The organism is Streptomyces sp. NPDC050806 (assembly GCF_055586425.1).
Map to the genome: position 1 here is coordinate 298,692 of NZ_JBVJIF010000002.1, position 17,696 is coordinate 316,387.

13 protein-coding genes, 1 tRNA gene and 1 pseudogene are annotated in these 17,696 nt (G+C 71.9%); 7 read left to right on the forward strand and 8 right to left on the reverse strand.

Going from position 1 to position 17,696, the window contains the following annotated elements:
• Positions 1–503: 503 nt before the first annotated feature.
• On the reverse strand, positions 504–1,874 hold the full coding sequence (locus ACZ6WH_RS06780; protein ID WP_469726578.1) for an aspartate aminotransferase family protein: 1,371 nt from the start codon (positions 1,872–1,874) through the stop codon (positions 504–506).
• A gap of 82 nt (positions 1,875–1,956) precedes the next feature.
• Entirely contained in the window at positions 1,957–3,072 is a 1,116-nt protein-coding gene (gene ald / locus ACZ6WH_RS06785) for an alanine dehydrogenase (RefSeq protein ID WP_469726580.1), read from the reverse strand.
• Between the two features lie 371 nt (positions 3,073–3,443).
• On the opposite strand from ald, the gene pdxR reads away from it, so the two are divergent.
• On the forward strand, positions 3,444–4,958 hold the full coding sequence (gene pdxR / locus ACZ6WH_RS06790) for a MocR-like pyridoxine biosynthesis transcription factor PdxR (RefSeq protein WP_469726581.1): 1,515 nt from the start codon (positions 3,444–3,446) through the stop codon (positions 4,956–4,958).
• Here pdxR and ACZ6WH_RS06795 read toward each other — a convergent pair.
• The 3 genes from ACZ6WH_RS06795 to ACZ6WH_RS06805 are packed head-to-tail and all read right to left on the reverse strand — an operon-like array spanning position 4,944 to position 8,477.
• On the reverse strand, positions 4,944–6,650 hold the full coding sequence (locus ACZ6WH_RS06795; protein WP_469726583.1) for a cobaltochelatase CobT-related protein: 1,707 nt from the start codon (positions 6,648–6,650) through the stop codon (positions 4,944–4,946). The two genes, pdxR and ACZ6WH_RS06795, sit on opposite strands and share 15 nt — an antisense overlap.
• Positions 6,647–7,627: an AAA family ATPase gene (locus tag ACZ6WH_RS06800; RefSeq protein WP_469726584.1), complete on the reverse strand. Its 981-nt coding sequence runs from the start codon at positions 7,625–7,627 to the stop codon at positions 6,647–6,649. The genes ACZ6WH_RS06795 and ACZ6WH_RS06800 overlap by 4 nt, the downstream gene beginning before the upstream one ends.
• A gap of 34 nt (positions 7,628–7,661) precedes the next feature.
• Positions 7,662–8,477, reverse strand: a complete 816-nt coding sequence (locus ACZ6WH_RS06805) for an IclR family transcriptional regulator (protein WP_469726586.1) — start codon at positions 8,475–8,477, stop codon at positions 7,662–7,664.
• Positions 8,478–8,709: 232 nt separating this feature from the next.
• Between ACZ6WH_RS06805 and xsc the strand changes: the two genes are divergently transcribed.
• Complete coding sequence (xsc, locus tag ACZ6WH_RS06810) at positions 8,710–10,518, forward strand: sulfoacetaldehyde acetyltransferase (RefSeq protein ID WP_469726587.1); 1,809 nt, start codon at positions 8,710–8,712, stop codon at positions 10,516–10,518.
• 363 nt (positions 10,519–10,881) lie between these two features.
• The gene (locus ACZ6WH_RS06815) at positions 10,882–11,973 is read left to right on the forward strand and encodes a phosphotransacetylase (RefSeq protein ID WP_469726588.1); all 1,092 of its coding nucleotides are present in this window, start codon (positions 10,882–10,884) and stop codon (positions 11,971–11,973) included.
• Here the strand turns inward: ACZ6WH_RS06815 and ACZ6WH_RS06820 are convergent.
• Both ACZ6WH_RS06820 and ACZ6WH_RS06825 read right to left on the reverse strand, forming a co-directional pair.
• Positions 11,921–12,316, reverse strand: a complete 396-nt coding sequence (locus tag ACZ6WH_RS06820) for a Scr1 family TA system antitoxin-like transcriptional regulator (RefSeq protein WP_469726590.1) — start codon at positions 12,314–12,316, stop codon at positions 11,921–11,923. The genes ACZ6WH_RS06815 and ACZ6WH_RS06820 overlap by 53 nt on opposite strands.
• 26 nt (positions 12,317–12,342) lie before the next feature.
• Positions 12,343–12,474, reverse strand: a pseudogene (locus tag ACZ6WH_RS06825) (hypothetical protein); the annotation flags it as partial.
• A 79-nt stretch (positions 12,475–12,553) separates the two neighbouring features.
• On the opposite strand from ACZ6WH_RS06825, the gene ACZ6WH_RS06830 reads away from it, so the two are divergent.
• Both ACZ6WH_RS06830 and ACZ6WH_RS06835 read left to right on the forward strand, forming a co-directional pair.
• Positions 12,554–14,218 carry an AMP-binding protein gene (locus tag ACZ6WH_RS06830; RefSeq protein WP_469726591.1) on the forward strand — a complete coding sequence of 555 codons (1,665 nt, stop codon included), beginning with the start codon at positions 12,554–12,556 and terminating at the stop codon, positions 14,216–14,218.
• A 164-nt stretch (positions 14,219–14,382) separates the two neighbouring features.
• Positions 14,383–15,714, forward strand: a complete 1,332-nt coding sequence (locus ACZ6WH_RS06835; RefSeq protein WP_469726593.1) for an ammonium transporter — start codon at positions 14,383–14,385, stop codon at positions 15,712–15,714.
• Positions 15,715–15,787: 73 nt separating this feature from the next.
• Here ACZ6WH_RS06835 and ACZ6WH_RS06840 read toward each other — a convergent pair.
• Positions 15,788–15,861: transfer RNA gene (locus ACZ6WH_RS06840), tRNA-Pro, on the reverse strand.
• Between the two features lie 142 nt (positions 15,862–16,003).
• On the opposite strand from ACZ6WH_RS06840, the gene ACZ6WH_RS06845 reads away from it, so the two are divergent.
• The gene (locus ACZ6WH_RS06845; protein ID WP_469726595.1) at positions 16,004–16,372 is read left to right on the forward strand and encodes a DUF488 domain-containing protein; all 369 of its coding nucleotides are present in this window, start codon (positions 16,004–16,006) and stop codon (positions 16,370–16,372) included.
• Between the two features lie 116 nt (positions 16,373–16,488).
• The gene (locus ACZ6WH_RS06850; protein WP_469726597.1) at positions 16,489–17,685 is read left to right on the forward strand and encodes an argininosuccinate synthase; all 1,197 of its coding nucleotides are present in this window, start codon (positions 16,489–16,491) and stop codon (positions 17,683–17,685) included.
• Positions 17,686–17,696: the final 11 nt, after the last annotated feature.

The following is a 17,696-nucleotide window of genomic DNA, read 5'->3' on the forward strand; positions in this document are numbered from 1 at the left end:
GTTGCGTCGGCATTGCACGATGATCGTCTTCGCGCACACCAGGGGGAGGGCTGCGCGAAGGCGCGGGCGAGCCGAGCGGGCTACGCCAAGGGGGGCGGGCGTGTCCGCGCCGCCTCCTCCGGGTAGCCCCGACGCTTCCGCACCCCCTCCTTCGGGTAACCCCCTGTTGGGGGGACGGGGGTGTTCGAGCCGCCACGTATACGCGCCGGCGGTGTTGAGGGGGCCGGGGTTCGCACCGCTTCCTCTGGGTAACCCCCTGCTGGGGGACCAGGGGCGTTCGAGCCGCCACGTATACGCCGCGGCGTCGGGGCGGAGTTGCCCGAGCGGCCCCGCCGGCGCGCCCGTGACGTCAGCCGTACACCGGTGGCGTCAGCCGTACGCCGGTGGCGCAGACCCCGTACGCCCGTGGAGCAGTCCCGTACGCCGGTGGCTCCGGCCCCGTACGCCCGTATCGCGCCCAGGCCCCTCCGCCGCCCCCGCCGCCCCCTGTGGGCAGCCGGTCGCTACCCCAGGACCGCTCGTTGTACGTCCGCCATCATGACGTCTACGCCCGAGAGGAGTTCTCCGAGTACCTCGCGGTCGGCCACCAGCGGGGGTGAGATCATCAGCATGGTCGCGCCGCGGTCGTCGGGGCGCAGGATGACGCCCGTGCGCCGGAAGGCGGTCGGCAGTACCTCGCGCAGTACCTTCGCCGACTCCGCCTCGGTCAGTTCCCGGCCGGTCTCGCGGTCGGCCATCAGCTCGACCGCGTAGAAGAAGCCCATCCCGCGTACGTCCTTCACCACGCGGTACCGGTCCTTGATGGCGTCCAGCCCGGCGCGCAGCTCGGGGCCGAGGGTGCGGACGTTTCCGAGGACGTTCTCGTCCCGCATCGCGGTGATGTTGGCGACCGCGACCGCCGTGGAGACCGGGTGGCCGCCCCAGGTCGCGCCGTGCGTGAACGTACCGCCCTGCGGGGACTCGAACAGGCCGCGCACCAGCGGCTCCCGGGCGATCATGCCGCCCAGCGGCGCGTAACCCGAGGTCGACCCCTTGGCGAAGGTGATCATGTCGGGCACGGCGCCGAAGTACCCGCTGCCGAACCACTCGCCCAGCCGCCCGAACGAGCAGATCACCTCGTCCGCGACCAGCAGCACGCCGTACGTGTCGCAGATCCGGCGCAGCTCGCGCCAGTAGCCCTCCGGCGGGACCAGCGCGCCGCGGCCGTTCTGCACCGGCTCGGCGAAGACCGCGGCTACCGTCTCCGGGCCCTCCTCGACGATGGCCTGCTCGATGGCGCGTACGCACGCCAACTCGTCCGCCGGGCCGCAGTCGCCGGTGAAGCCGAGGGTGTTCGGTACGTGCCGGACGCCGGGCAGCAGCGGCTGGAACGGGTCGCGGATCTTGGGCAGCCCGGTCACCGACAGGGCGCCGAGCGTCACCCCGTGGTACGCCATGTGCCGACTGATGATCTTCGTACGCTCGGGGGCGCCCTGGCTCCGGTGGTACTGCCGGGCGAACTTGATGGCCGTCTCCACGGCCTCCGAGCCGGAGTTGACGAACCAGGTGACGCTCAGGTCGCCGGGCGCCAGATCCGCGATCAGGCTCGCCGCCTCCACGGCCGGCGGATGCGCGGCGCCCCAGTTGGTGGAGTACGGCAGCGTCTCCATCTGCTTGGTGGCGGCGGCCACGATGTCGCCACGGCCGTGGCCCATGTTGACGCAGAAGAGTCCTGCCAGGCCGTCCAGGAAGCGGCGGCCCTGCTCGTCGTAGAGGTGGCAGCCCTCGCTGCGGACGAACACCGGCAGTCCTTCGTCCTGCCAGACGTCGTTGCGGGTGAAGTGCTGGCCGAGGTGGGCCTGTGCCTTGGCGCGCAAGGAGTGTTCGGTGCTCACGGTGTTCCTTTCGGCAGGGGGAGCGGAAGCGGGGGAGCGGCGGGCCCGCGTCGCGAGGGAACGGGCGGGCCCGCGGCGCGCGTCAGACGAGGACCTCGTCCACGTCCACGTACTTCAGGTCGTGCGCCTCGGCCACCGGCTCGTAGGTGAGCTGGCCGCCGACCACGTTGATGCCGCGCTTGACGGCGGGATCGGCGGCGGCCGCTGCGGCGAGGCCGTTGTCGGCGATGGCCAGGACGTAGGGCATGGTCACGTTGGTCAACGCGTGGGTGGAGGTGTTGGGCACCGCGCCCGGCATGTTGGCGACGCAGTAGAAGACCGAGTCGTGGACCCGGTAGATCGGGTCGGCGTGCGTCGTCGGCCGCGAGTCCTCGAAGCAGCCGCCCTGGTCGATGGCGATGTCGACGAGGACCGAGCCCTCCTTCATGCGGGAGACCAGGTCGTTGCTGATGAGCTTGGGCGCGCGGGCGCCGGGCACCAGCACCGCGCCGATGACCAGATCCGCCTCCAGGACGGCCCGCTCCAGCTCGAAGGAGTTGGAGGCGACGGTACGGATGCGGCCCTGGTGCATCCGGTCGGCGGCGCGCAGCTTCTCGATGTTCAGGTCCAGCAGGGTGACGTCGGCCCACATGCCGGTGGCCACGGCCACGGCGTTCATGCCGGAGACGCCGGCGCCGACGACCACGACCTTGGCGGGGGAGGTGCCGGACACCCCGCCCATCAGCACGCCGCGGCCGCCCGACGCGCGCATCAGGTGGTACGCGCCGACCTGCGGCGCCAGCCGGCCCGCGACCTCCGACATCGGGAACAGCAGTGGCAGCGAGCCGTCGGCGGGCTGCACGGTCTCGTACGCGACTCCGGTGATCCCGGACTCCAGCATCGCCTCCGTGCACTCCTTGGAGGCGGCCAGGTGCAGGTACGTGAAGAGCAGCTGCCCCTCGCGCATGCGGTGGTACTCCTCGGCGACCGGCTCCTTGACCTTCAGGATCATGTCGGCGGTGGACCACACCTGATCGGCGTCCCGCAGGACGGTGGCGCCGGCCGCGGTGTACTCGGCGTCCGGGATCGAGGAGCCGTCGCCGGCGCCCTGCTCGATGTACACGGAGTGGCCGTGGCGGACCAGCTCGTGCACGCCCGAGGGGGTGATGGCCACCCGGTACTCGTGGTTCTTGATCTCGCGAGGGATTCCGATCTTCACGAAGAACTCCCATCGGTAGGGGCGGGCGCGGCAAGCGCGCCCGGCGACTCTCGGTGTCCGGGGCGGCGGCGCTCCGCCGTGACGCGCCGTGGCCTGACGTGCCGTGGCGGTCGTGGCGTCTCGTGGCGCTAGCGTGCGGGGCCAACTGGTCCGGGCGTAAGCGCCAGTTCTCCGGCTTCTGATGGGTCCAGGGCCGGGCCTGCCGGAACCCGTCCGTCCGGGCAATTTCTCCCGCCCGACCTCTTGGGCGGCGGCCCGGACGCGGTTACGATCCCGTCAGCTGGCACCCCACGACAAGGCGATTCCGGTCAATCCGATGGGGGCAGTCCCGCCTCCGCCCGCCGGTCCCTTCCCGCTGCCCGTACGCGTCGGTGCCGCACGTTCCCCGCCATCCGCCATCGCAGGAGGCCGGTATTCCGCGCACACTGATCGAGGTCGACCGGGACTCGGGCGAACCGCTGTACCGCCAGATCCGCAAGGCCATCGAGCACGGCATAGCGGTCGGCACCGTCGACGCCAGCAGCCGGCTCCCCTCGTCCCGCGAACTGGCCCGTGAGCTGGGCCTTTCCAGGAACACCGTCAACGCCGCCTACCAGGAGCTGGTCGCCGAGGGCTTCGTCGAGAGCCGGGTGCGGCAGGGCATCTTCGTCAACCGCGACATGCGCCCGCACTGCGCCGCGGAACAGCGCCCCGAGGCCGAGCCCTTCGACTGGAGCGCCCGGCTGCGCGGCCACCCCGAGGACACCCTCCCGCACATCGAGAAGCGCGCCGACTGGGCCGAGTATCCGTACCCCTTTCTCGCCGGGCAGGTGGACCTGCGTGCCTTTCCCGCCCGCGACTGGTCCCGCGCGCTCAACGAGGCGCTGTACCAGCCGCACGCCCGCTACAGCCTCCAGGACAGCATCGCCTGCGACGACCCGTTGCTGGTCGAGATGGTGTGCAGCCGGCTGCTCCCGGCACGCGGCGTCGAGGCCACACCCGAGGAAGTCCTCGTCACCGTCGGCTCCCAGCAGGGCCTGGACCTGCTCACCCGCGCCCTCCTCGGCACCGGCTCCACCGTCGCCGTCGAGGACCCCGGCTACCTCGACGCCCGCCACATCTTCGTCCGCGCCGGCGCCCGCCTGATGCCGCTGCCGGTGACCGCCGCCGGGCTCACCCCGCCCGCCACCCTCGCCGGCGTCGATCTGCTGCACGTCACCCCGAGCCACCACCACCCCACCAACGTCACCCTCGGCATCGGCCGCCGCCGCGAACTGCTCTCCCTGGTCAGGGAGAGCGGCACGGTCATCGTCGAGGACGACTACGACAGCGAGTTCCGCTACCAGGGCAGCCCGACCCCGGCGCTGAAGGGCCTGGACACCACCGACCAGGTCGTGTATCTCGGCACCTTCTCCAAGTTCCTCGCCCCCGGCCTGCGCCTGGGCTATCTGGTCGGCGCGAAGGAGCTGGTACGCGAACTCCGCGACCTGCGCCGCTACTCCGTCCGGCACCCCTCGGGCCACACCCAGCGCGCGCTCGCCCTCATGATCCAGTCGGGCGAGTACCAGCGCGCCGTCCGCCGCTACCGCGGCCAGCTCATGCGCAAGTGGGAGGCGGCCTGCACGGCCGTCAACGCCCACCTCCCGTGGCACACCGCCCCCTCCCCGGGCGGCGTCAGCCTCTGGATGACCGGCCCGGAGGAACTGGACTGCCGCAAGCTGGTCGACAGCGCCCAGCGCCACGGCGTCCTCATCGAACGCGGCGACATCTACTTCCTGCCCCGGGGCACCGACGGCCCCCCGCTGCACCACTTCCGCATCGGCTTCGCCGCACCGCCCCTCAACGCCATCGACCCGGGGATCCGGATCCTGGGGCGGCTGGTGGCCCGCCAGCTAGCGGGCCAGTAGCCCCAGCACCTCGCGGAACAGCCCGTTTCCCGGGTCCGGCGGCAGGTCGAGGATGCGGGAACGGCGGTAGTACGGGGTCAGGTCGAGGGCTACGCCGAGCCCGTGGATCTCGGTGTCGGGCGCCCGGCGGGCGACCACGTCCCGCAGATGGTGGTCGAGGTAGTGGCGGTCGTTGGCGAGGTGGGTGGCGGTGTCCATCGGGCTGCCGTCGGAGACGACGAAGAGGATCTTGCGGTCCTCGGCGCGTGCCGCTGCGCGGGCGCAGGCCCAGTCCACCGCCTCGCCGTCGATGCCCTCGCGGTAGAGGTCGGGTTTGAGGAGCGCCGCGATGCCGTGGCGGGCCCGGCGCCAAGGCGTGGCCGCGTCCTTGAAGACCAGGTGGGAGCGTTCGTTGAGGCGGCCCGGGTGGGGCGGCCGGCCGGCCCGCAGCCAGTCGCGGCGGGCGCGGCCGCCGTGCCAGGCGCCGGTGGTGAAGCCGAGGACCTCGCAGCCGGCGCCGGCCCGGTCCAGGGCGCGGGCGCACACGTCCACCAGCATCGCCACGGACTCGGCGTGCTCCTTCATCGAGCCCGAGCAGTCGATGAGGAAGGTGACCAGCGCGTCGGCGGCCGGCGCGGTGTGTTCGGTACGGAAGAGGCGCCGCTCGGTGGGCGAGGTGATCAGCCGGCTGAGGCGCCCGGGGTCGATGTGGCCGGTCTCCCGGCCGCCGTCCCAGCCGTCGCGGGCCGGTGCCGCGAGCAGCAGGTGCAGCTCGCGGGCGAGCCGGGGGACGTTGACGCCCTGGTCGGCGACGCGGCGGTCCAGCCGGGCACGGTACTCGCGCAGCAGCTCGGCGCGGACGAGCGCGCCGACGGGGTCCTCCCGGTCGTACGCGGTGGTGAAGACGCGGTAGCCGCCGGGCGCCTCGGCCAGTGTCCGGCTGCGGCCCGACACGGCGGTGGGGCTCTCCTCGACGGACTCGGAGTCGAGGTCGAGGAGGGCGGCGAAGGGGGAGTGGGGGTACTCGTCGGGGGCGTCCTCCTCGGCCTCGTCGCCGGTGGTGTCCGCCGCGGTGAGCAGGCCGGCGACCGTACGGGCCAGGGACAGCGCGTACGGGGCGAAGGCCCGCTGGTCGGCGCGGTGGCGGCGGAGGGCGGCCAGGTCGTGGCCGGTGAGCGGGGCGAGCGCGGCGCGGGTGGCCTCGATCGGCTCCTCCGCGTGCGCGGGCACGGGCTCGCCGGTGATCCGGGCGCGGGTGACGTGCGCGACGGTGAAGAGGAGCAGGCCGCGGGCGGTCTCGGTGAGGCCGGACCGCGCGCAGTCCTCGGACCACACGGTGAAGCGGTGGCGGAGGTTGGCGCGTACGCCGGTCAGCGGCGCGGGTGCCAGCGCCTCCGTACGGAACTGTTCCAGCAGCTCGAAGACCAGCCGGGCGGCCGGGTCGTCCGCGGGGCACACCTCCGAGTGCAGGCCGGGGTCCGAGCCGCGCAGCCGCAGCGCCAGGCCGTCGGTGGCGCCGCGCCGGGAGGCGAAGTCGCCGTCGTCGGGGGAGGCGCGTGCGTGCGGGGCGTGCACCGGGACCGGCAGCCGGCCGCGGTACGGGCGCCCGCCGCGGAAATGCACCGCCGGTTCCGCGCTCAGTGCCCGTACCGCGGCGGCGCACAGCTCCTCCGCCTCCTGCCGACGCCGCGCCGCGGCCTGCCGGGCGGTCACGCGGCGGGCTCCTCGGGCGCGGCGGTGAGCCGGTGGGATTCGGGCAGCTCGCGGTCGAAGCAGCGCTGGAAGTACTCGGCGACCAGCGGGCGTTCGGCCTCGTCGCACTTGTTGAGGAAGGAGACGCGGAAGGCGGCGGCCGGGTCGCCGAATATCCCGGTGTTCTCCGCCCAGGTGAGCACCGTACGCGGAGACATGAGGGTGGACAGATCGCCGGCCCGGAATCCCTCGCGGGTCAGGCCCGCGACCGCCACCATCGCCGCCACCAGCGTGCGGCCCCGCTCGTCGGCGAGGGAGGGGACGCGGGCGCGGACGATCGCGGCCTCCTCCTCGGCGGGGAGGTGGTCGAGCGCGGCGACGATGTGCCAGCGGTCGATCTGTGCGTGGTTCAGCCGCTGCGCCCCGTGGTAGAGGCCGTTGAGGTTGCCGAGGCCCACCGTGTTGGCGGTGGCGAAGAGCCGGAAGGCCGGGTGCGGCGTGAGCACCCGGTTCTGGTCCAGCAGCGTCAGCTTCCCGTCGCTCTCCAGCATCCGCTGGAGCACGAACATCACGTCGGGCCGCCCCGCGTCGTACTCGTCCAGGACCAGCGCCATCGGCCGTTGCAGCGCCCACGGCACGATGCCCTCCTGGAACTCCGTCACCTGCTGCCCGTCGCGCAGCACGACCGCGTCCCTGCCGATCAGGTCCGGGCGGCTGAGGTGGCCGTCCAGGTTGACGCGTACGCAGGGCCAGTTGAGCCGCGCCGCCACCTGCTCGACGTGGCTGGACTTGCCCGTGCCGTGCAGACCCTGGACCAGGACGCGGCGGTTGTGCGCGAAGCCGGCGAGCAGGGCGAGGGTGACGTCCGGCTGGAAACGGTACGCGGGGTCCGCCTCCGGTACGTACGGGGTGGGTTCGCGGAACGCGGGGACGGTGAGCGGGGAGTCGATGCCGAAGACGTCCTTGACGGCGACGGTGGTGTCGGGGGCTGTCGTCATGTGCGCGGAACTCCTCCGAAGTACGTGTGCAGATTCAGGACGCCGCCGCGTCCTCCGGTGTGCCCTCCGCCTCGATCCGGCTGATCGCGTCCGCCGCGCGCTGCAGCGCCGGCAGCAGCGACAGCGCCTTGTCCGCGGTCAGCCGCATGACCGGTGCCTGGACCGCGACGCACAGGTTGGAGCGGCCGCCGTCGCCGGTCGGCACCAGCACCGCGACGCACACCAGCCCCGGCAGGAACTCCTCGTCGTCCAGCGCGAAGCCGTCCCGCCGGATGCGCTTGAACTCCTCCTCCAGCGCGTCCAGATCGGTGATCGTCTTGCCGGTGTACGCCTTGAGGGGGGCGTGCGCGAGCAGCTTGCGGCGCTGCGCCGGGCTCATCTGGGACAGGATCATCTTCCCGCTGGCCGAGCAGTGCGTCGGTACCCGGGAACCGGGGCGGAGGTAGAAGCGGAGCGGTTCCGGGGTCTCCACGCGGTCCAGGTAGACCACCTCGTTGCCGGAGAGCGCGGTGATGTTGCAGCTCTCGCCCAGTTCCTCGACCAGGCCGCGCAGGACGGTGTGGCGCGCGCCGTGGTGGGTGGCGTTGAGGAGGAGGTTCTCGGCGAGCCGGCGCAGCCGGTGGCCGGTGCCGTAGTGCCGCCCGTCGCTCTGCCGGATCAGCAGCCCGGCGCTCTCCAGCTGCTGGAGCATCCGGTGCAGCGTGGGCTTGGGCAGCCCGGTCTCCTCGACCAGGCCCTGCAGCGAGACCAACTGGTCCTTCGCGGCGATCAGTTCGAGCAGGGAGAAGAGGCGCATGGTCGGCGTGTCGCCGTTCACCGCGCCGGGATCGGGCTCGCGTGGCGGGACCACGGTACCTCCAGGGCTGTATGTCTACCAGTCGTCATCCGGCCTGAATTCCAGAAACAAGCTACCACCGTCTCGTTTTCCTGAACGCATCGTTGACGGCTCTGCTCGATCCTCCTATGGTCCAGCCAGATCCTGAATTCAGGAACGCCACGTACCGATTATTGGCGCATGCAGCCCCTGTCGTGGGCGCATACGGCGCCTCCCGTGCCTCCCGGCGTGTCGAAGGAGTGGAACCTTGAGCGAGAAGCAGACGGCCGACGGCCGTACCGTCGTCAGCGGGCAGCAGCGGATGACCCCCTCGGAGGCGTTCGTCGAAACCCTCGTCGCCAACGGGGTGACCGACATCTTCGGCATCATGGGCTCGGCGTTCATGGACGCGATGGACATCTTCGCGCCGGCCGGCATCCGTCTCGTCCCCGTCGTGCACGAGCAGGGCGCGGGCCACATGGCCGACGGGTACGCCCGCGTCAGCGGCCGGCACGGCGTCGTCATCGGCCAGAACGGCCCCGGCATCAGCAACTGCGTCACCGCGATAGCCGCCGCGTACTGGGCCCACAGCCCGGTCGTCATGATCACGCCCGAGGCGGGCACGATGGGCACCGGGCTGGGCGGCTTCCAGGAGGCCGACCAGCTACCCATGTTCCAGGAGTTCACCAAGTACCAGGCGCACGTGAACAACCCGAAGCGGATGGCGGAGTACACCGCGCGCGCCTTCGACCGGGCCCACTCCGAGATCGGCCCGACCCAGCTCAACATCCCGCGCGACCACTTCTACGGCGAGATCGAGACCGAGATCCCCGACCCGCAGCGGCTGGACCGCGGGCCCGGCGGCGAGCGGACCCTTACCGAGGCGGCCGAACTGCTCGCCACCGCCGAGTTCCCGGTCATCATCTCCGGCGGCGGCGTGGTCATGGCCGACGGCGTCGAGGAGTGCAAGGCGCTCGCCGAACGTCTGGGCGCGCCGGTCGTCAACAGCTACCAGCACAACGACAGCTTCCCCGCGAGCCACCCGCAGTGGTGCGGCCCGCTCGGCTACCAGGGCTCCAAGGCCGCCATGAAGCTCATCTCCCAGGCGGACGTCGTGGTCGCGCTCGGTACGCGGCTCGGCCCGTTCGGCACGCTGCCGCAGCACGGCATGGACTACTGGCCGAAGAACGCGAAGATCATCCAGATCGACGCGGACCACAAGATGCTCGGCCTGGTCAAGAAGATCACCGTCGGCATCTGCGGCGACGCGAAGGCCGCTGCCGCGGCGCTGACCGGCCGGCTGGCGGACCGCACGCTCGCCTGCGACGCCACCCGCGAGGAGCGTGCCGCGCGCACCAGGGCCGAGAAGGACGCCTGGGAGGAAGAACTCTCCTCCTGGACCCACGAGAGGGACCCCTACTCCCTCGACATGATCGCCGAACAGGAGCAGGAGGACGGCAACTGGCTGCACCCGCGCCAGGTCCTGCGCGAACTGGAGAAGGCCATGCCGCCGCGGGTGATGGTCTCCACCGACATCGGCAACATCAACTCCGTCGCCCACAGCTACCTGCGCTTCGAGGAGCCGCGCTCCTTCTTCGCGCCGATGTCCTTCGGCAACTGCGGTTACGCGCTGCCGACCATCATCGGCGCCAAGGCCGCCGCGATGGACCGCCCGGCGATCGCGTACGCCGGGGACGGCGCCTGGGGCATGAGCATGGGCGAGATCATGACCGCCGTACGCCACGACATCCCGGTCACCGCGGTCGTCTTCCACAACCGCCAGTGGGGCGCCGAGAAGAAGAACCAGGTCGATTTCTACAACCGTCGCTTCGTCGCCGGCGAGCTGGAGAGCGAGTCCTTCGCGGGCATCGCGCAGGCGATGGGCGCGGACGGCATCGTCGTCGAGAAGCTGGAGGATGTCGGCCCGGCGCTCCAGCGGGCGGTGGACGCACAGATGACCGAAGGACGGACCACTGTCATCGAGATCATGTGCACGCGTGAACTCGGCGACCCGTTCCGCCGCGACGCACTCAAGAAGCCGGCCCGGTACCTGGAGAAGTACCAGGACTACGTCTAGCCGGCACCCGAGTACGTACCGGTCGGGGCTCGGCCCGCGCCCGGTACGGTCCGGCCGGCGGGCGCCGTGCGGACGTCGCCCGCCGCCGGTCGCGGTCTCCGCCGCCCGGCTGCCCTGACCGGGGCGCGGGGCCGCGCCCCGGTCAGGTCCGCCCGCGCCCCTCAACGTGGGCGGACCCGGCGCGTGGGGCGTGCGCCCCTGGTGGACGGGGATTGCCCTCCGGGCTGCCCCGTTCCCGCCGTCGACAGCCGCCCCACCGCCGTGGTCGCTCGCGCAGTTCCCCGCGCCCCTGAGCTGCCGCTGCGTACGGCCGCGCTGTCATCTCCCCCCGCTGTGGGGCCTCGCCACCCAAGGAGCCGCGCCGTGTTGCTCGACCCCCTCGACCCGCCGGACGATGCCCCGGCCCGGACCCTGATCGACGGGTGGGCCGGAAGACTCCGGTCCACCGCGCACAAACCCCGCATCGCGCTGGCGGAGGGCACCGACCCCCGTACTCTCTGGGCCGCCGCCCACCTCGCGGAGCAAGGCGCCGTCACCCCCGTCCTCACCGGCGACCCCACTCGCGTCCGCGAACTCGCCGCCGACCTGGACCTCAAGCTCCCCGAGGACCCGGAAGCGCTCGACATCCTCGATCCGGCGCGGCTGGCCGCCGACCCCCGCTGCACGGACGCCCTCGCCGGAGCACTCGCAGCCCGCCGCCGCCTCACCTCCCACGACCGCCGCGAACTCGCCGCCGACCCCCTCTTCCTCACCGCGACGGCGCTCCGCCTCGGCGACGTGGACGGCTGCGTCGCGGGCAGCAACCGGCCCACCGCCGATGTCCTGCGCGCCGGCCTCTACGTCGTCGGCCTGGCCCCCGGCATCCGCACCCTCTCCAGCAGCTTCCTGATGGTGCTGCCCGACGGCCGCGTCCTCGGCTACGGCGACTGCGCCGTCGTCGTCGACCCCACCTCGGCGGAGCTGGCCGACATCGCCCGCGCCACGGCCGCCACGTACGAGCAACTCACCGCCGGCACACCCCAGGTGGCGCTGCTCTCCTTCAGCACGAAGGGCAGCGCCCAGCACCCCCAGGCCGACCGGGTCGGCGACGCGGTACGGATGCTCCGCGCGGCAGATCCGGAGCTGGCGGTGGACGGCGAGCTCCAGTACGACGCGGCCTGCGTACCGGCGATCGGCCGCGCCAAGGCCCCCGCCTCACGGATCGCGGGGCAGGCCAACACCTTCATCTTCCCGGGCCTCGCCGCCGGCAACATCGGCTACAAGATCGCCCAACGCCTCGGCAACGCCACCGCCGTCGGCCCCCTCCTCCAGGGCCTGTCCGCCCCCCTCCACGACCTCTCCCGCGGCTGCTCCGGCCCCGACATCGCAGCCCTCGCCCTGGCCACGGCGGTGCAGTCGACGGTCAGCCGCGCCGTGCAGCCGCCGCACGGCGCAGCACGGCCTCCTCGACGATGAATACCAGGGCCAGTGGCGGCTTCTGCCGTGTGAGCAGGGATTGCCGCGCGAGACGTGCGGAGACGCGCTGCTCCACCGTCTCGTCGTCCAGCGGTGGGTACTGGGTATGGAGCAGACTCCGTGCGTACTCCTCGGTCTGGAGCAGCCCCGGCACTGCCCCGGGATCGTAGGAGAACCGGCCCACCGCCTCCGTCTCCAGCAGCGCGAAGTTCTGGAAGAACGCGGGAAACCTGGCCAGCTCGACCTGCGGTTGCAGCGTCCGCAGCGTTCCGCCCGCTTCCAGCACGTCCTCCACGGCCTCGGTGAATACGGCCTTGCCGGACGGCGGCCCTGCTCGACCCACGCCACCAGCTCGTACGAATAGTCCACCGACTCCGCGAGTTGCTGCTGCGTCAGGCCCGCCCGCTCGCGGAAGAGTTTCAGCAGTTTGCCGAGCGGGTCGCGGCTCAGCTTGATCGGTTCTCGGGCCCCGAAGCGCGCGTATCCGTGGGGCCTGCGCATTGACGGGTAGTTGAAAGCTGATTCACAGTAGAACCGCTCGGCGACGCCCCACCGATGAGGGAATGCCCATGGTGATCAAGTGAGCGCGTACCGGGAGCGCCCCTGGCTGGCGCGGTATGCCGAGGGGGCACCGGCCGACATCTGCCCGGAGCACCCCACCCTCCTCCACGCCTTCCGGGAATCCGTCGCGCGCAGCCCCGGGACCGAGGCGATCCGGTACTTCGACGGTGTGCTGACCCTCGCCGAGCTGGACGCCGCGTCCGACGCGCTCGCCGCCGCGCTGGCCGAGCGGGGCTTCGCGCCGGGGGACAGGCTCGCGCTGTACGTGCAGAACGACCCTGCGTTCGTCATCGGGCTGCTCGCCGCCTGGAAGGCCGGCGGCGCCGCGGTCGCCGTCAATCCGATGAACAAGGCCCGCGAGCTGACGTACCTGCTCACCGACTCCGGCGCGAGCGCGCTGCTGTGCCTGGACGAGCTGTACGAGAGCGTGGCCAGGGGCGTCATCGGTGGCGGTGCCACCCAGGTCGCCACCGTCGTCACCTGCTCGCCGCTGGACTGGCAGACCCGCGACGACCCCCGGTTGTTCGACGGTACGCGGAGGAGCCGTCCGCGGGGCACGCTCGATCTTCGTGCGCTCGTCGAGCGGTACGCGGGCCGGGCCCCCGCGCCCGCGACGCCCGCTCCCGGTGACGTCGCGGTGCTCACCTACACCTCCGGTACGACCGGCGAGCCCAAGGGCGCGCTGAACACGCACGGCACGATGCTGTTCAACGCCTGTACGTACCGGGAGTGGATGCGGCTGACGGACGGCGACAGCATCCTCGGGGTCGCGCCGCTGTTCCACATCACCGGGCTCATCGGACATCTGGCGCTCGCGCTGCTGCTGCCCTGCCCGCTGGTCCTCGCGCACCGGTTCCACCCGGGCGTCGTGCTGGACGCGCTGCGCGAGCACCGGCCGACGTTCACGGTCGGCGCCATCACCGTCTTCATCAGCCTGGCCGGTGCCCCGGACGCCACCCGGGAGGACTTCGCCTCGCTCCGCGTCGTCTACTCCGGCGGCGCGCCCATCGCGCCGGCCGTCGCCGAGCGGTTCGAGAAGGCGACGGGCCGGTACATCCACAACATCTACGGGCTCACGGAGACCAACTCGCCCACGCATGCCGTGCCGCTCGGCGCGCAGGCGCCCGTCGACCCGGTCTCCGGCGCGCTGTCGGTGGGGGTGCCCGTCTTCAACACGGTCGTACGCATTCTCGACGAGCACGGGGAAGAGGTGCCGGTCGGCGAGACCGGGGAGATCGCCACGTCGGGGCCGCAGGTCGTGCCCGGGTACTGGAACAAGCCCGAGGCGACGGCCGCGGCGCTGCCCGGCGGGGAGCTGCGTACGGGGGACGTCGGCTTCATGGACGCCGCGGGCTGGTTCTACCTCGTGGACCGCAAGAAGGACATGATCAACGCGGCCGGGTACAAGGTGTGGCCGCGCGAGGTGGAGGACGTCCTGTACGGGCATCCCGCGGTCCGGGAGGCGGCGGTGGTCGGCGTGCCGGACGCGTACCGGGGCGAGAGCGTGAAGGCGTTTGTGTCCCTCGAGCGGGATGGCTCCGTCACGGCGGAGGAGCTGATCGGGTACTGCAGGGAGCAGATGGCCGCGTACAAATACCCGCGCTCCCTCTCCATCCTGGATGATCTGCCGAAGACGGCGACAGGAAAGATCCTCCGCCGGGAACTGCGGGAGGCAGCCGGCTGACACCGTGCGGCCACGGCGGGCGACGCCGGGCCGGGGAAACGCCGCGGTAACGCGAAACGTCGCCGAAACGTCGATGTTCGCCACCGGAAATTACGGCAGGTCACTCTCTTCCCTGGCCCGGCGTCGCCCCCTGCCCTCTCCGCCGGGCGGGAAGGTTGACGCACATGCCTGCCGGAATCGACTCCGGGGACACCGCCTGGCTGCTGGCCGCGACCGCACTGGTGCTGCTGATGACGCCGGGGCTGGCTCTGTTCTACGGCGGCATGGTGCGCGCCAAGAGCGTGCTGAACATGCTCATGATGAGCTTCGCCGCCATCGCCGTCGTCACGGTCGTCTGGCTCGCGATCGGATACAGCCTGGTCTTCGCGCCGGACACCGGGGCCGGGCTGATCGGCGGCCTGGACCACCTCGGCATGCACGGCATCGGCCCGAAGAGCGTCACCGGCACCGTCCCGACGGCTCTCTTCGCCGCCTTCCAGCTCACCTTCGCGATCCTCACCGTGTCGCTGATCAGCGGCGCCATCGCGGACCGTGCCCGCTTCGGCGCGTGGGTGGCCTTCACGGCGCTCTGGAGCCTGCTCGTCTACGCGCCGGTCGCGCACTGGGTCTTCGCGCCCGGCGGCTGGATCCTGGACCGGCTGGGCGCGCTGGACTTCGCGGGCGGCACCGTCGTCGAGGTCAACTGCGGCGCCTCCGGCCTCGCCCTGGCCCTCGTCCTCGGGCCGCGCCTCGGCTTCGGCAAGGAGGCGATGCGCCCGCACAGCCTGCCGCTGGTGATCCTGGGGGCCGGACTGCTGTGGTTCGGCTGGTTCGGCTTCAACGCGGGGTCCGCCGTCGCCGCCGACGGCAAGGCCGCCATGGCGCTGCTGAACACCCAGGCCGCGGGGTGCACCGGCCTGCTCGGCTGGCTGCTGGTGGAGAAGCGGCGGGACGCGCACGCCACCACCCTCGGCGCGGCCTCCGGCGCGGTCGCGGGCCTGGTCGCGATCACCCCGTCCTGCGGCTCGGTCGGCGTCTGGGGCGCCCTCGCCATCGGCCTGATCGCGGGCGTGGTCTGCTCGTACGCGGTCAACTGGAAGTTCCGCTTCGGCTACGACGACTCGCTGGACGTGGTGGGCGTCCACCTCGTCGCCGGTGTCCTCGGCACCCTGCTCATCGGCTTCTTCGCGACCTCGGCCATGACCGACGGCCCGGCCGGGCTGTTCTCCGGCGGTGGCGCTGGCCAGCTCCTCAAGCAGCTCGTGGCCGTCCTCGCGACCGGCGCGTACGCCTTCCTCGTCACGTACGGGCTCGGCAAGGCCATCGACAAGGTCATGGGCTTCCGCGCCGCGCCCGACCACGAACGGACCGGCCTGGACCTGACGATCCACGCCGAGACCGCCTACGACCACGGCGTCCTCGGTCACGGCACGGTCGGCCGCCGCGACCCCGCCGGCCACCTCCCCGGCGGCGCCACCACTTCGATGCACCGGACGGACCGCGAGACGACGGACTGACCCGGCCGGGGCCCCGGCCCCGGAAACGCCTCAGGGGCCATCCGAAGATGGCCCCTGAGCTGTGAAAACACCGTCGGGACGACAGGATTTGAACCTGCGACCCCTTGACCCCCAGTCAAGTGCGCTACCAAGCTGCGCCACGTCCCGGTGCTCGCCGCCCGTCCGGGCGGGCCCGGTCGGTGCGTGCAGAAGAAAAATACCTGTCCGCGGCCCGGAATCCAAAACCGGGGGTGGGCGGGGTGCGGTGCGGGTCGTGGGTGCGGCGCCGCCGCGGTGCTTGAATGCGGCCATGAGCAAGCGCGTAACGGTACGAATGCGGCGGGTGTACGACGCGGTGGATCCCGACGACGGGGCGCGGGTGCTGGTGGACCGGCTGTGGCCGCGCGGGCTGTCGAAGGACGCGGCGCGGCTGGACGAGTGGCTGAAGGACGTCGCGCCCTCCAACGAGCTGCGCAAGTGGTACGGGCACCGGGCCGAGGCGTACGAGGAGTTCGCCGAGCGGTACCGGGCGGAGCTGGCCGACGGGCCGGGCAGCGAGGCGCTGGAGCGGCTGCGGGGGATGGCGGCGGACGGGCCGGTCACCCTGCTCACGGCGACCAAGGAGCTGGACCTCAGTCATGTGACGGTGCTGGAGGACGTGCTCCGGCAGGGCTCCTGACCCTTCCGTGCGGCCTTCGGAGTGGATCGCGCACCCCTCTGACCTGCTGCGTTGACGAAACATACGGAGTACTGCATAGTTATGCCAGTCAGCGCATGGAGTGTGAGGAGAAACCCGTGACCGAGCGCGTCGTACTCGCCTACTCGGGCGGTCTTGACACCTCCGTCTGCATCGGCTGGATCGCCGAGGCGACGGGCGCCGAGGTCATCGCCGTGGCGGTGGACGTCGGCCAGGGCGGCGAGGACCTGGACGTCATCCGCAAGCGCGCGCTCGCCTGCGGTGCGGTCGAGGCCGAGGTCGCGGACGCCAAGGACGAGTTCGCCGACGAGTACTGCCTCCCGGCGATCCAGGCCAACGCCCTCTACATGGACCGGTACCCGCTGGTCTCCGCGCTCTCCCGGCCGGCCATCGTCAAGCACTTGGTCGCCGCCGCGCGGAAGCACGGCGCGACGACCGTGGCGCACGGCTGCACCGGCAAGGGGAACGACCAGGTGCGCTTCGAGGCGGGTATCGCCTCCCTCGCGCCCGACCTGACGTGCATCGCGCCCGTCCGGGACTACGCGATGACGCGGGACAAGGCGATCGCCTTCTGCGAGGAGAAGAACCTGCCGATCGCGACGACCAAGAAGTCGCCGTACTCGATCGACCAGAACGTCTTCGGGCGGGCCGTGGAGACCGGCTTCCTGGAGGACATCTGGAACGCGCCGATCGAGGACGTGTACGAGTACACCGCCGACCCCGCCACCCCGCGCGAGGCCGACGAGGTCGTCCTCACCTTCAAGGAGGGCGTACCGGTCGCGATCGACGGTGAACCCGTCACCGTCCTGCAGGCCATCCAGCAGCTCAACGAGCGCGCCGGCGCCCAGGGCGTCGGCCGGATCGACATGGTCGAGGACCGGCTGGTCGGCATCAAGTCCCGCGAGGTCTACGAGGCCCCCGGCGCGATCGCCCTGATCACCGCCCACCAGGAGCTGGAGAGCGTCACCGTCGAGCGCGAGCTGGCCCGCTACAAGCGGCAGGTCGAGCAGCGCTGGGGCGAGCTGGTCTACGACGGCCTGTGGTTCTCGCCGCTCAAGCGCGCCCTGGACGGCTTCGTCGCCGAGGCCAATCAAGCCGTCTCCGGTGACATCCGGATGACCCTGCACGGCGGCCGGGCCGTCGTCACCGGCCGGAAGTCCGAGCAGTCGCTGTACGACTTCAACCTGGCGACCTACGACTCCGGTGACACCTTCGACCAGTCGCTGTCGAAGGGCTTCATCGAGATCTTCGGCATGTCGAGCAAGATCGCCGCGCGGCGTGATCTGCGGGCATAGCCCGACGGAAC

What these genes read in the sequence shown, in the direction of transcription:
- ACZ6WH_RS06800 (WP_469726584.1), bottom strand. Translation starts at nt 7,627, where the DNA reads ATGACGACAGCCCCCGACACCACCGTCGCCGTCAAGGACGTCTTCGGC.
- ACZ6WH_RS06835 (WP_469726593.1), top strand. Translation starts at nt 14,383, where the DNA reads ATGCCTGCCGGAATCGACTCCGGGGACACCGCCTGGCTGCTGGCCGCG.
- ACZ6WH_RS06845 (WP_469726595.1), top strand. Translation starts at nt 16,004, where the DNA reads ATGAGCAAGCGCGTAACGGTACGAATGCGGCGGGTGTACGACGCGGTG.